At 51.9% G+C, this 14532-nt stretch carries 12 protein-coding genes; 5 read left to right on the top strand and 7 right to left on the bottom strand.

What is annotated here, in order from left to right:
• Nucleotides 1-3: 3 nt before the first annotated feature.
• From MLE19_RS15600 to MLE19_RS15580, 5 genes are all read right to left on the bottom strand, one after another.
• Nucleotides 4-864 (bottom strand): cytochrome c oxidase subunit 3, encoded by an 861-nt coding sequence (locus MLE19_RS15600; protein WP_240719062.1) that lies wholly within the window; start codon nt 862-864, stop codon nt 4-6.
• Nucleotides 861-1496, bottom strand: coding sequence for a cytochrome c oxidase assembly protein (locus tag MLE19_RS15595; protein ID WP_240719061.1), 636 nt, complete (start codon nt 1494-1496; stop codon nt 861-863). Before MLE19_RS15595 ends, MLE19_RS15600 begins: the two co-directional genes overlap by 4 nt.
• 43 nt (nt 1497-1539) lie before the next feature.
• Nucleotides 1540-3174, bottom strand: coding sequence for a cytochrome c oxidase subunit I (gene ctaD, locus MLE19_RS15590; protein WP_240719060.1), 1635 nt, complete (start codon nt 3172-3174; stop codon nt 1540-1542).
• A gap of 48 nt (nt 3175-3222) precedes the next feature.
• Nucleotides 3223-4338, bottom strand: a complete 1116-nt coding sequence (gene coxB / locus MLE19_RS15585; protein WP_240719059.1) for a cytochrome c oxidase subunit II — start codon at nt 4336-4338, stop codon at nt 3223-3225.
• 126 nt (nt 4339-4464) lie between these two features.
• Nucleotides 4465-4638: a DUF2970 domain-containing protein gene (locus MLE19_RS15580; protein WP_240719058.1), complete on the bottom strand. Its 174-nt coding sequence runs from the start codon at nt 4636-4638 to the stop codon at nt 4465-4467.
• Between the two features lie 200 nt (nt 4639-4838).
• Between MLE19_RS15580 and MLE19_RS15575 the strand changes: the two genes are divergently transcribed.
• Complete coding sequence (locus MLE19_RS15575) at nt 4839-5057, top strand: hypothetical protein (RefSeq protein ID WP_240719057.1); 219 nt, start codon at nt 4839-4841, stop codon at nt 5055-5057.
• A 24-nt stretch (nt 5058-5081) separates the two neighbouring features.
• On the opposite strand, the gene hrpB is transcribed toward MLE19_RS15575, so the two are convergent.
• Entirely contained in the window at nt 5082-7520 is a 2439-nt protein-coding gene (gene hrpB / locus MLE19_RS15570) for an ATP-dependent helicase HrpB (RefSeq protein ID WP_240719056.1), read from the bottom strand.
• 7 nt (nt 7521-7527) lie between these two features.
• Nucleotides 7528-8202, bottom strand: coding sequence for a TetR family transcriptional regulator C-terminal domain-containing protein (locus tag MLE19_RS15565; protein WP_240719055.1), 675 nt, complete (start codon nt 8200-8202; stop codon nt 7528-7530).
• A gap of 189 nt (nt 8203-8391) precedes the next feature.
• Here MLE19_RS15565 and xdhA point away from each other — a divergent pair, with 189 nt between their 5' ends.
• From xdhA to guaD, 4 genes are read left to right on the top strand one after another with little or no spacing between them, the layout of a single operon-like run.
• Entirely contained in the window at nt 8392-9849 is a 1458-nt protein-coding gene (xdhA, locus tag MLE19_RS15560) for a xanthine dehydrogenase small subunit (protein WP_240719054.1), read from the top strand.
• Complete coding sequence (gene xdhB / locus MLE19_RS15555; protein WP_240719053.1) at nt 9833-12256, top strand: xanthine dehydrogenase molybdopterin binding subunit; 2424 nt, start codon at nt 9833-9835, stop codon at nt 12254-12256. Before xdhA ends, xdhB begins: the two co-directional genes overlap by 17 nt.
• The gene (xdhC, locus tag MLE19_RS15550) at nt 12253-13122 is read left to right on the top strand and encodes a xanthine dehydrogenase accessory protein XdhC (protein ID WP_240719052.1); all 870 of its coding nucleotides are present in this window, start codon (nt 12253-12255) and stop codon (nt 13120-13122) included. Before xdhB ends, xdhC begins: the two co-directional genes overlap by 4 nt.
• 1 nt (nt 13123) lies before the next feature.
• Nucleotides 13124-14440: a guanine deaminase gene (gene guaD, locus MLE19_RS15545; protein WP_240719051.1), complete on the top strand. Its 1317-nt coding sequence runs from the start codon at nt 13124-13126 to the stop codon at nt 14438-14440.
• The last annotated feature ends 92 nt before the right edge of the window (nt 14441-14532 follow it).

Below are 14532 nucleotides of genomic sequence, written 5' to 3'. Positions count from 1 at the left end.
CGTTTACAAAACATAAACGAAAATAAAGAGCCCAACCCATACGACATCGACAAAGTGCCAATACCAACACGACGCTTCAAAACCAAAATGATTCTCGTCGGCGAAATGACCTTTAATGATTCGTACCAACATAGTGGCAAGAATGATCGTGCCGATAATCACGTGTAGCCCATGAAAGCCGGTCAATATAAAGAACGTCGCCCCAAAAATTCCGGCTTCCAATGTAATACCGTAGTGCGCATAAGCCTCATAATATTCAATGCCTTGAATCATTATAAAACAGCACCCCAACAGCACCGTCCCTGCCAACCAGTTGCGGCAAGTTCTCCGATAGCCCACTTTTAAAGCTTCATGGGCAACCGTTAACGTAATACTGGATGTAATCAAAATAAGGGTATTGACGAGAGGGAGTTGCCAGGGACTAAAAACTTGTTGAGGCCCCTCAATGGAGGTATCTGGCGGATTCAATAGCGGCCACGTCGAGACAAAATCAGGCCAGAGTAACGCTGAAACCCCTTTAGCCCCCTCCCCGCCTAACCAAGGCAGGGTGAACATTCTTACGTAAAACAGCGCCCCAAAAAAAGCGGCGAAGAACATGACTTCTGAAAAAATAAACCAGCCCATACCCCAGCGAAACGAACGGTCCATTTGAGCATCGTACAGCCCACCACGTGACTCACTGATCACATCCCGAAACCAGAGCCCCATGACAGCCATTATGCCAATCAGACCAATTAATAAAAGCGGCAGCCCTGTGTCGTAAACGAGCATAATGCCAGTTCCGACCATCATTGCTCCGAGTGCCACCGAACCAAGAACAGGCCACCGACTACTCGCCGGTACGTAATAGCTACCACTGCTCATATCGTTTCTCCCGCCGCTTTATTGTTTTTTTGCTCATTTTTGGGATCGTTTATAAAGCTATCATTACCTATATTCGTTAGTGATGCGCTCTGGGTCCCATGGTCAACTGGATAAAGGGTATACACCAGCGTGATGGTATTGATCTCTGCTGGCAGGTCACGCGCTAGTTGGAAAACCAGAGGTATGGTCAAGCGTTCATCTCCCTGCAGTAGCTGCTCCTCAAAACAAAAACAGCTCACTTTGCGTAAATGGCGAGTCGCGTTTGAAGGAGAGACGCTCGGCACAGCCCGCCCCCAACTTTCATTGTGGCTGTTATTAGTAAAGGTAAAATCAACTTCCGCTGTTTGCCCCGGATGTACGCTCATCTGATGCATTTCAACACTCATTCTCCACGGCAGTCCCGGGCTACCTCGCGTGATAAATTGCACGTTAACGTAGCGGGAGTCATCCACTTCTTCATGCACGATGCTTTGTGCCGTTGCATCGACTTTGCCGTTAATACCGGTAATTTGACAAAAAACGTCATATAGCGGCACTAACGCAAAAGCAAAGGCGAACATACCGACCAGCACGGCCAGTGTTCTAATCACCGTCCGGCGCACTCCCGCCCGGTTTTGCTCTTGACTCTCCATAACACCTCTTTGGCCTATTGACCTACGTGGTTTATGCCGTTTGTTAGTGAGCAGTGCGATGAAATACCGGGGGCGTTTCAAAGGTATGTAGTGGTGCAGGACAGGGCACTGTCCACTCCAAATCTTCTGCACCCTCCCAGGCTTTTGCTGGTGCTTTTTTTCCACCACGAACGCACAGAATGATCCCTAATACGAAGAGCAACTGTGATGCGCCAAAGAAGAACGCACCGATACTGGAGAGTAAATTGAAGTCAGCAAATTGCAGTGCATAGTCAGGGATGCGGCGAGGCATGCCCGCTAAGCCAGCGAAGTGCATCGGGAAAAACGTCAGGTTGACACCAATAATCGAGAACCAGAAGTGCCACTGAGCAAGCCGCTCGTTAGGATAGTGCCCCGTCCATTTAGGCAACCAATAATACACCCCCGCCATAATGGCAAAGATCGCCCCAGGGACTAGCACATAGTGGAAATGGGCAACCACAAAATAGGTATCGTGGTACTGAAAATCCGCTGGAGCGATCGCCAGCATTAGCCCAGAAAAACCGCCTATAGTGAAGAGCACGACAAAGGCAAGCGCAAACAGCATCGGCGATTCAAAGCTAATGGAGCCGCGAAATAGTGTGGTAACCCAGTTAAACACCTTCACCCCAGTGGGCACGGCGATCAGCATTGTTGTATACATAAAAAACAGCTCTGCCACCAAGGGCATACCTACCACAAACATGTGATGGGCCCAGACCAAAAAGGACAGAAATGCAATGGCCGCCGTCGCATACACCATTGATGCATAACCAAACAATGGTTTCCGAGCAAAGGTCGGTATGATGGCGGAGACAATACCAAAGGCGGGCAAAATCATGATGTACACTTCAGGATGACCAAACGTCCAAAAGAGATGCTGAAATAATACCGGGTCACCCCCGCCTGCCGCGTTAAAGAAACTGGTGCCAAAGTTAATGTCCATCAGCATCATCGTAATGACTGCTGCCAAGACCGGCATTACCGCAATCAGCAGGAAGGCCGTAATTAACCAAGTCCATACAAAGAGCGGCATATCCATTAAGCGCATACCCGGCGCACGCATGTTCAAAATAGTCGCGATGATATTAATCGCCCCCAAAATCGAACTGATACCAGCAATATGTAAGGAAAGAATAAAAAAGGTGGTTGAAGGGGGCGCATAAGTCGTCGAAAGCGGTGCATAAAAGGTCCAGCCGAAATTTGGCCCACCACCCGGCATAAAAAGAGTTGAAAGAAGTAGCGTAAAAGCCACAGGAAGCAACCAGAAACTGAAGTTATTCAATCGAGGTAACGCCATGTCTGGCGCCCCAATTTGCAGCGGTATCATCCAGTTAGCTAACCCGGTGAATGCCGGCATGACGGCGGCAAACACCATAATCAAACCATGCATCGTGGTCATCTGGTTGAAAAATTCAGGTTGGATCAACTGAAGACCCGGTTGAAAAAGTTCAGCCCTCACCACTAAGGCAAAGATGCCCCCAACGAAAAACATTGTGAGCGAGAAAATCAGGTAAAGAGAGCCAATCTCTTTATGATTAGTGGTTAATAACCAGCGTAATATCCCTTTTGGTGGCGAAGCATGACCATGGCTTTGCCCATCAGCAACGGCCGTGGTGCTATGTTGCAAAGGTGGCTGGGGGGGTAGTTTGGGCGACATAACGCTCTCCAAAATTTTGTTGTTGTCACATTAAGTGGCAAACCATCATTATTGGGCAATTAACTCAGCCACTTCAGAAGGCTGGACCACATCTCCTGTGTCATTACCCCAGGCATTACGCGTATAGGTCACTACGGCGGCAATTTCAACCGGATTTAGCGTGCTCCGAAAAGCTGGCATTGCTGCACCCGATACACCATTGATAACTTTATCAAGATGCCAATCTACGTCTTCGATAAGCTGTTGGTTATTTGCCAGCGCCGGGAAGGCTGGCGGCGACCCCTGTCCTTCCGCTTGGTGACAAGAAGAGCAGATCGATTGATAAACTGACTGGCCACGCTCCGCCAACTCCTCCATACCCCACTCGCGATCGACCCCCATTGCTTCTTCCTCAGCGGCCTCTTTACGCTCGGCAAGCCAGCCATCGAACTCCTCCTCCTCCATGGCATGAACCACCACTGGCATAAACCCATGGTTAACACCACATAGCTCAGTGCACTGTCCACGGTAGATACCCGGCTCATTGATCTTTACCCAATTCTCATTAATAAAGCCGGGAATCGTGTCTTGTTTAACGGCTAAGTCGGGTACCCACCAGGAGTGAATAACGTCATCTGACGTCATCAAAAAACGTACTTTGCGATTGATAGGTAAAACAAGTGGCTCATCCACTTCCAATAAATAGTGTTCTCCCCGCGTCTCAGCTCCGCTTATCTGTGTCCGTGGCGTGCTCATATTGGAAGTAAAAGCGACATCCTCCCCCAGGTACTCGTAACGCCAACGCCACTGCTGGCCAGTAATCATGACATCCAACTCAGCATCTGAAGCGTCGTACATGTTTTTTAACGTCGCTGTAGCAGGGACAGCCATACCTACCAGGATCAAGACAGGAATGGCCGTCCAGAGCACCTCAACGCTGGTGTGTTCATGGAAGTTAGCGGCTTTAGCGCCTTGAGAGTGGCGGTAGCGAAACAGGGAGTAAAACATTGCGCCAAACACGACGATACCGATGACAACGCATATCCAAAAAATCGACATGTGGAGACCAAAGATATCGGCACTCACATCAGTTACCCCGACAGGCATGTTCCAATCGCTAGCCAGGACCTGCGATCCGCTCATCGAAAAGAGAGTGACTAAAAGCCACCGCCATGCTGTTCGCATAGATACCTCCATACTTATAGTTGTTATTACCTGCTTTTAGATTAGGGCAGGATAAATGAGATATTAGCAGTATAGAAAATATGTTGGATACGTCACGCTTTACATACTTATTACTATCAACGCTTTTCAGCGGGCAGCAAACGATGCCAGAACGAGGAGCAACATAACGAATATAAAAGTAACGATTAATCCCGTCACAATGTACGCTGCTGGTTTGCCACTGCTAAAGTCTTCCTGCCGCTTTTGATTACTCTGCACACCCAACAGCGCCGCTAACACAGATTTCACCACTGACCACATAAAACCTCCGATCGGGACTGACCCACCAACGCTCCTAAGGATTCATGGTTCCCTTTCATTATCATAGAGAGACAAAGGTATTACGGTGCGATAAACCCAAAAAATGTAAGCATTTACAGGCAGGTAAATGGCAATCTATAGTTCTGATTATGCGATACTACATTTCTAACAGGATCTAGCACCATCCAATGGAGTGACTCATGCTCAAGCGCAGCCCGTCCCTACCCGCGAAAAGCTTTTTTACTGCTCTTTCGCTTCTGCTTCTAACAGGTTGTACGACCTACACTTGGCCCGACGGCTCACAGGAAACTGTCATTGGCGTTGTTCCAGAAGAAGAAAATCAACGTTACGAGGAAGAGCGCGTAGATGGCGTGCGCTACCGAATTCCAGATGAGATACCGGAAAACCACACCGAGTAACCCTCTGCAGGTATATGAAATCAATTAACCTTTTCGCTTGGTATAAGCGGTGGCAGGTGCCGTTAGGGGATCTTCAGGCCAGGGGTGCTTTGGATAGCGGCCACGCATCTCTTTGCGCACCTCTGGATAACCCTGCTGCCAAAAGCTCACTAAGTCCTGAGTGACTTGTAGCGGACGACGCGCGGGCGAAAGCAGATGGATCATCACCGCAACGGCACCATTTACCACAGTCGGTGTTACCCGCCAGCCAAAGGCCTCTTGCAGCTTCAATGCTAATACTGGCGGCCGCTCAGTGAGACAAGGTAGGTAATCTAAAGCAACCCTCTTGCCGCTAGGCACCTCGAGAGCTAACGGAGCTAACTGCTCAAATTCACCCTGCGCATCCCAAGGCAGTGAATCGAGCAAATAGCGTTCTAGCGGCAATTTCTCAATTTGACTCAATCGATTAATACCGATGAGGTAAGGAGCTAACCAGTTCTCTAGCGACGCTAGTAGCGCCTGCTCTGACCAATCGGGCCACGCCTCTCCTAAGTTCTCTCGCAGCAACGCCATTCGCCCCTGCAACTGCTGCAACTTTTCGCTAAACAGCTTTTCCGGCTGCTGACGCAACGCGTTCAATAACGCCTCTTTAACCGCTTCTTCAGGTAAGTGGACCAAAGGCCGTTTGGCAATGATAAGGTTTGCATGCGCCTGAACCTCTTCACCAATTAAACGCCCCTGCTCTCGCGACCAGGTAACCTGCGGCTGCCAATGCTGAATAACAGGATAGAGCGAAAGCAGTGTTTCCAGTGATAGCGGCTCACCTGTGACAATTCGCGCTTGATCGCCTGCCGCGCTATTTAATGCAACGGCAACTAAATAGGAGTGGTGCGCCAACGTATCGTTTAAAGACAGTGTCGCGGTTTTACCATTCGCAAGCCGAAACTTACCGGGCTCTATTTGCTGACCAATGCGTTCGGGGTATGCCAGCGCCAGAAGTGATCCAAGGGGCTCTGGTTTGGCATCAAACAGCCTCACTTTTGCTCTCTTCGCCAGCCTAAGCGCTTCGCGCTGCCAACTTGGGAAACGCTTAGGCTGATTAAAGCGCAGGGCTAGCGCATCGTATAAAGAGCGCTCTGTGCTGTCGCGCTCCTCCAACATGGCAGCTAATCCACACGCCAGGGGCACGGCCCCGAAGTCTGAAGCCCGCTCCAACATCACCGCTATACGCGGTTCAACTGGCCACTTGGCACAGCGGCTGCCTAAGGGGGTGAGCTTGTAGTGTTCGTCTAATATACCCAGTTGCACCAACAGTGCTTGACCACTGCGCCATGCGCCCTCTGGCGGCGGTGTAACCCAGCTTAGAGCTTGAGGTAATGCGACACCCCAACACGCCAGCTCGAGCACCAATGATGATAGGTCTGCTTGCTGGATTTCAGGCTCACCGTAAGCCGTTAATGTTTGTTCCTGACCCCAAAGCCGATAACAGCAGCCTTCCTGCTGGCGACCTGCACGCCCCCTCCGCTGATCAGCACTGGCGCGATTAATACGCCGGGTCGCTAAACGGGTTAAACCGGTACGGGACTGAAAAAGCGGCACCCGCTCTAGACCACCGTCAATCATGACGTTCACACCATCCACGGTGATACTCGATTCGGTGATGGCAGTGGACACAATAATGCGCTGTTTTAATGTGTGAGCCGCCAAGGCTGCCTGCTGTTCAGCGATACTCATCCTGCCATGCAATGGCCGTATAGCGAGGTCAGGTAATGCTATTTCCAACGCCTGTACTAAACGCTTTATTTCCACCACGCCCGGTAAAATGACCAATAAGTCCTGGGTATTGGGCATTTGCAGTGCTTCATTCACTACACGCAGCACATGGTTCACGCCCTCTTCACTATTTAAAGCAGGTCGATAAAAGGTGGTTACCGGATACTGGCGACCATGGCATTCGATCACCGGCACCTGCTCGCCCAGAACTCGCTTGAGCGCTTTTATATCCAGGGTTGCCGACATCACCAGTAGGCGCAAATCGTTACGGACACTGGTTTGCACATCCAGGGTTAGCGCCAAGCCAACATCAGCCTCTAAACTGCGTTCATGAAACTCATCAAAGATGATTCCGGCAACGCCTTCCAGCAGTGGGTCATCTTGCAGCATCCGGGTGAGTACGCCCTGGGTCACTACCTCCAAGCGGGTATGCACGCTTACACAGCTATCACCTCGCATGCGATAACCCACTGTCTGCCCAACGCTTTCGCCCAACTGTTGGGCCATAAAGCTAGCAGCCAGTCGCGCCGCGACTCGTCGAGGCTCAAGCAAAAGCAACTTTTGGCCTTTGACCCATGCCTCTTCCAATAGGCAAATAGGTACCCGCGTCGTTTTTCCCGCACCCGGTTGGGCAACTAGCATCAACCGATTGCTTTCGCTCAAGACGCTTTTAAGATGGTCGAGATGTTGATCAATCGGCAAATCGCTCATGTATTGATCACTTATCTACCCTGCAAGCGTCAGTGTTTGGCTTAGGCGCGGGTAAAGTGACCCCGCAGCCTTTTAAGATAACGTGCTCCAGAAAGGTCGAGATAGACTCAAGGTCATCGTCTGTTAATGCATCGCGTCCTAGAATACCGCTAACTTGGGCACTATATTCAGTGTAGTGCTGGGTGGCCGACCAAATTAGGAAGATCAGCCAACGTGGGTCGACAGCGTCCATTTTGCCCTGATCTGACCATTGGCGAATGATAGCGGCACGAGAAGCCACCCAATCGCGTAACTCACCTGCCAGATAATCACTTAAAAAGGGAGCGCCGGCTAAAATTTCCGCGGCAAAGAGTTTTGAACCTTCTGGATAGCGCTGTCCGAGCACCATTTTAGTGCGTATAAAGTCACTGAGAACCGTTGCCGGATCGCTGTCAGGCGTAATGTCTTCAAGCACTTCGTTCCAGCGACGCATCATCCGATTTAGTAGCCGCACGTAGAGTGCTTGCTTGCTTCCCATGTAGTAAAGGATATTAGCTTTGGGAAGACCGGCCTGATCGGCGATCACTTGTAAGCTCGCCCCTCGGTAGCCGTGCTGTGAAAACACCTGTTCAGCAGCCACCAGAATATTTGTCTCTATTCTTTCTCGGCTTGGGCTTTCATGCGTGACGGATACAGCGGTCATTAACAGTGTTCCTTCGATAAGAGACGGCGATAGGCTAATCGCCCCAAATTATGGCATTTCGCATAAGCTTGCCCCACTCCCGTGCAGTGAGCAAATACTTGCAAGGTACAGCGTTTTGTCCCAAGCTCAACGTATATTGACCGATCGGTCAGCACAATCCCGGTCTATACAATCACAATGGAGTTTGGCATGGCAACGATTGCGTTCCTGCTCAATGGTACCCCTCAGCGGTGTGATGTTTCACCGGATACGAGCATTTTAACCCTATTACGCGAGCATTTGGCCCATACAGGTACCAAAGAAGGCTGCGCATCAGGTGACTGTGGTGCCTGCACCGTAGCTATCGGTGAATCAATAGCAGACACTCAAGGCTTTGCCACCGCCAATGCTTGCATCACCCCCGCCCACCAGCTCCAGGGTAAGCATCTGGTCACCATCGAAGGATTGGCCAAAGATGGAAATCTCCACCCGGCTCAGGAAGCCATGGTTGAATGCCATGGCAGCCAGTGTGGATTTTGTACGCCAGGTATTGTCATGTCCCTTTTCAGCTTGCATTACGATCTTGCTCAACGCCCTGCTCCGCTTACTCCGGAACGTCTTGAGGCCACCTTGGGAGGCAATCTATGCCGCTGCACGGGCTATCGCCCTATCCGCGATGCTGCCGTACGCATGAATGACATCCCCTACGAGCGGCCTCAATGGTTCGACGCGACATCACCCGCGCCAGAGAGCGACGCTCAACCCAGTGCCTTAACGGAAACAGCACCATTTTTTGCCCAGCCAACGACTCTGACAGCGTTAACAGCGTTACGCCAAGCCGCTCCCAAGGCTCGCATAGTGGCTGGCGGCACTGACCTGTGGCTTGAGAGCACTCAGCGCTTGGCTTCCCTTGACCAGTTGATTGACGTTTCACGTGTTGCCGAACTGTTAACAGTTGAAGAATCCACACATGAGAACCAAAGTGGCTGGTGGATAGGCGCTGGGGTTACCTATACCCAGCTTGAGCCGCTGTTTGAAAAGTACTTTCCTGCGTTTGCTCATCTGTTGCACCGGCTAGGCTCTCAGCAAATTCGCAACCGAGGAACGCTGGGTGGCAACATTGCCAATGCCTCCCCGATCGGTGATACGCCCCCTGTGCTGCTTGCCTTGGGTGCTCAGGTAGAGCTTGCCAGCGTGAACGGCAAGCGCTGCTTAGCGCTGAAGGATTTCTTCCTCGACTACAAAAAGACCGCCTTGGCGGCTGATGAAGTGGTTTCGCGGATTTTTATTCCGCAGCCGACCCACAGCAGTCAGCTACGTATTTGGAAGCTTTCCAAACGTCGTGAAGACGATATTTCTGCGGTACTTGGCGTCTTTAGCTACCGCATAGAGCAGGGTATCTTACGCGATGTAAGGATCGCTTTTGGTGGCATGGCCGCTATTCCCAAATGCGCGCACGGTGCCGAATCGGCGCTCGAAGGGTGCGACGTTACTCAAGCAGCTTTTCGCGCCGCTCAGCAGGCACTCGTTGACGACTTTCAACCCATGAGTGACGTGCGTGGCAGTCAGCATTATCGCCAGCAAGTTGCCAAGAACCTGTTTGAACGTCTCTATCTTTCTCTCTCAGCGCCCGACCATGAGGTGATGCTCCATGCGTACGCTCACTAAACTGGACGGCGATAGCAGCCGTGCCCGCGATGAATTACACGACCACATTCAAGGCTCTGGCCCTTTGGCACGTCATACGGTCGATAGTACCGGCAAGCGTCAAGCAGGGAGCTCAAGCTTTCACGAGAGTGCTGAAAAACACGTCACCGGCAAGGCCGCTTATATTGATGACTTAGCACTCCCCGCCGATGCTCTGTATGTTGCGCTAGGCTTATCGCCCGTGGCGCACGGCACCTTAACTCAGCTTGATCTCTCTAAGGTGAAAGAGGCGCCTGGGGTGGTCGATGTGATTACCTTTCATGAAGTGCCGGGACATACCGATATTGGGCCGGTCTTTCCAGGCGACCCTATATTTGTCGATCATGAGATTAGCTATGCAGGTCAATGCCTGTTTGCGGTTGCGGCAACGTCGCTGCTGGCAGCGCGCCGTGCCGTCAAACTAGCCACCATTGGCATAGACGAGCAGCCCGCCAGTTTAGACCCGGTGGCTGCAGTAGAGCGGGAAGAGTTTGTGCGCCCGAGTCATGTGCAGACCCGTGGTGATTGGCCGCAGGCGCTTGATCAAGCGGAACAGATTATTAAAGGTGAGCTGTTCGTCGGCGGTCAAGAGCACTTCTACCTGGAAGGCCAGGCGTGCGTGGCTCACCCTACCGAGGATGAGGGCGTTATCGTCCATACTTCCAACCAGCACCCCAGTGAAACCCAGAAGCTAGTGGCCGAAGTGCTCAATATCCCTTTTCATGCAGTGACCGTAGAAGTGCGCCGGATGGGCGGGGGCTTTGGCGGTAAGGAGACTCAAGCTTCGCCATGGGCATGCATCGCCGCGATTATTGCCCGCCGTACGGGCAAATCAATCAGCCTGCGCTTACCGCGCAGTGAAGATATGCACGCGACGGGTAAACGCCATCCTTTCAATAACTGCTATCAACTTGCTATTGATTCCAAGGGCGTCATTCAAGGTGGCAAAATTACCGTTGTTGGTGACTGTGGTTATTCACCGGATCTTTCCGATGCCATTGTTGACCGTGCGATGTTTCATGCCGATAACGCTTACTCATTAGGTGATGCTCAGGTAGTCGGTCATCGAGCAAAAACCCACACTGCCTCTAACACCGCCTTCCGGGGCTTTGGTGGCCCCCAAGGCATGATGATTATCGAAGCGGCCATGGATGATATTGCTCGCCAGATTGGCGAAGACCCACTGACCGTTCGGAAGCGCAACTTCTACCGCGATGGCCGCGAGGTGACCCACTACGGCCAGCAGGTCGATCAGCGCCAACTCCTGCATAGCCTCGTTGAAACCCTCGAAAGCGATAGTGATTACTGGGTGCGGCGCAAAGCGGTTAAGGACTTCAATACCACCAGTCCTGTCATTAAAAAAGGGCTGGCACTGACTCCGGTTAAATTTGGCATCTCGTTTACCGCACAGCACCTTAATCAGGCAGGCGCCCTTCTGCATGTTTACACCGACGGCAGCGTGATGATTAATCACGGCGGTACCGAGATGGGACAAGGGCTGCATACCAAAATTTGTCAGGTAGTGGCTCGGGAGTTGGGCCTGGATTTGGATAAAGTTCGTATTACTGCTACACGAACCGATAAAGTACCCAACACCTCCCCAACCGCTGCTTCTAGCGGTGCTGACTTGAATGGTATGGCTGCACGGGATGCCGCCAGCAAACTGCGCGATCGCCTGTTTGACTTCGCTGCAAGTCACTTTACAGAGGGCCTGGATCGTGAAGGTATGCGCTTAGCGGATGGCATGCTGGTAGCAGGGTTCGGCGAGAGCGAACGCCGCATTCCCTGGGGTGAGTTAGTGCAAACGGCCTACCTCAATCGTATCTCGCTTTCAGAAAAAGGGTTCTACGCCACGCCTCTTATTCACTATGATCGCTCTATCGGTCAGGGACGCCCCTTTTATTACTATGCCTTTGGGGCGGCGGTAGCCGAAGTGAGCGTAGATACGTTAAGCGGTGAGTATCAGGTGGATCGTGTCGATATTCTGCATGATGTGGGCGACTCACTAAACCCTGCCATTGATATTGGTCAGGTGGAGGGTGGTTTTATCCAAGGAATGGGCTGGCTAACCAGCGAAGAGCTTAAGTGGAATGATAAAGGCGTGCTGGTTAGCGATGGGCCAGCCACTTATAAAATTCCTACCTTTGGCGACTTACCGCCTATTTTCAATGTCGCGCTTTTGGAGGGGCACCCCAACTCCATGGCCAGTCTCTACCGCTCAAAAGCAGTGGGAGAGCCACCGTTTATGCTGGGTATTTGTGTCTGGTCGGCGCTGCGTGACGCCCTTTCGAGCCTTACCGATTACGCTATATCACCTCACTTAGACACACCGGCCACGCCCGAACGGGTGATGCTGGCGTCCAATGCCATCAGGAAGCGAGCGCTGTGAGTAATCTGCAAGTACCCGAAACCTGGCACGCGGCGCTGAACCGCTTGCAGCGCGATGGTACCCCTCATGTATTAGCCACTCAGGTAACCAGCGCAGGTTCAACGCCTCGCGAGCCTGGCGCGCGAATGGTGATCACCGCCGATGCCATTTTCGATACGCTGGGGGGCGGTACTTTTGAGTGGCAAACCATCTCCGCCGCACGGGCTTGCTTAGCCGAACAGCGCTATGGCCTCAGCTTAGAAGCCTTTTCTCTAGGTGGACGAAGCGGGCAGTGTTGCGGTGGTTTCGTGAATATCCTCCTGGAAGCTTTTCCCGGCGCTACGGCCCTCATCGCCATCTTTGGGGCAGGCCACGTTGGTCAAGAGATCGTTAAGCTAGGCGCCCCGCTTCCCTGGCAGTTACATTGGTACGATAGCCGTAGCGATGTTTTTGCCAGGCAGCAGCAACCGCGACTTCACTGTTATTCGCTTAACGATGCTGCGCAAAGCGTCGCAGACTTACCTGCCAATACCCATACACTGGTATTGACGCACAATCATGACGAAGACTACATGCTGATCAAAGCGCTGATTGAGCGCGATGATGTAGCGTCGATTGGGCTAATTGGTTCAGACAGCAAATGGGCAAGCTTTTCAGGGCGGCTGAAACGCGACGGGTACACTGATGAGCAAATGGCTCGAGTGCGAAGCCCCATTGGGCGCATTCACGCCACCAAACTCCATAATAAAACGCCCTATGCGATTGCGCTAACGGTGGTGGCTGAGCTCCTTTGGCTAACGGATACGCCCTCTTCTCAAGAAAACCGCGGATTGGACTCCCAGTCACTGCGAACACTATTGACCGACCCTCTGACGACCACGAGTTAATATGAATTCTTTTACCGATACGTTTATTCGTGCCGAATTAATTAGCTTCGTGCACGACCCAGGGAATGGCGACACCCCCAAAGCGGGCAGCTTAGAACATTATGGCGACGGCCTGCTCTGGCTAAAAGGCCAGCATATTCATGCTGTCGGTCATTTCGCCGAGCTTTCACCTTCGTTACCCAAAGGTGCGGAAGTTCTCGATTATCATGACAAACTGATTATGCCCGGGTTTATCGATACCCATGTGCACTATGTCCAATTGGATATCATGGCATCTTATGGGCGCCAACTGCTGGACTGGCTAAACGACTACACTTTTCCAGAAGAGTGTCGCTTTGCTAATCATGCCCATGCAGAAGCGCTCTCTAACGCTTTTTTGGATGAAATGCTACGCGCAGGGACTACAACGGCTCAGGTATTTGGCTCTAGCCACCCTGGCTCCGTGGACGCCTTTTTCACTGCCTGTCAAAAGCGTCAGTTGCGTATGCTGGTGGGCAAGGTATTGATGGATCGTAACGCACCCGAGGCGCTAATGGACGGTGCTTCGGGCATTGCCGATAGCGAGCGACTGATTGAAGATTGGCACGGCAAGCAGCGGCTCGGCTACAGCGTCACCCCGCGCTTTGCCCCTACGTCGACTAAAATACAGATGGATGCAGCAGGCGCCCTTCTACGTAATGACCCAAGTCTCTGGTTACAGACTCATTTGGCTGAAAACAGCGGTGAATTAGACTGGGTAGCCGAACTGTTTCCCGGTAGTCGCGACTATTTGGCTGTTTATGAGGAAGCGGGCTTAGTTGGCCCCCGCAGCACCTTTGCGCACGGTATTCACCTAGATAACGGCATGCGTAAGCGTTTGGCGGATCGAGGCGCCAATATCGCTTTTTGTCCTAGCTCAAACCTTTTCCTTGGCAGCGGTCTTTTTGACCGAGAAGCCGCTAAAGAGACTGGGATGGCATTTACTTATGCTAGCGATATCGGCGCAGGCACCGATCTGTCGGGCTTTGGCACGCTAAAAGCGGCCTATCAAGTGGGTCAATTGGGTGGCCAACCGCTGACCGCTTGGCAAGGCTTTTATGGCTTAACCATGGGCAATGCCAAAGCCCTCTCGCTAGATAGCCATATCGGTCAGTTGGCTCCCACGCTGGAAGCTGATTTTGTTGTGATCGATACTCAAGCGACGTCGTTACTTTCTCGTCGCATCAGCCACTGCACCACGTTAGGTGAACGGCTATTTGCGTTAATGATGCTGGCTGACGACCGCGCGATTTATGAAACCTGGGCGGGTGGCATTTGCCAACACCGCCGGGATGTATGAAAGGTCGTGGTGAATGGTGAGAATGTTTTTCTACTCACGATTCACCACTTACGCCTCACTAAATTTCACGCAAAAAAATCCCCCAAGGCATC

Origin of the sequence: Vreelandella neptunia (assembly GCF_022489065.1) — a bacterium.
GTDB lineage: Bacteria > Pseudomonadota > Gammaproteobacteria > Pseudomonadales > Halomonadaceae > Vreelandella > Vreelandella neptunia_A.
The sequence above is the reverse complement of the archived record's forward strand: the minus strand, read 5'-3'. Positions and strand labels throughout refer to the sequence as shown.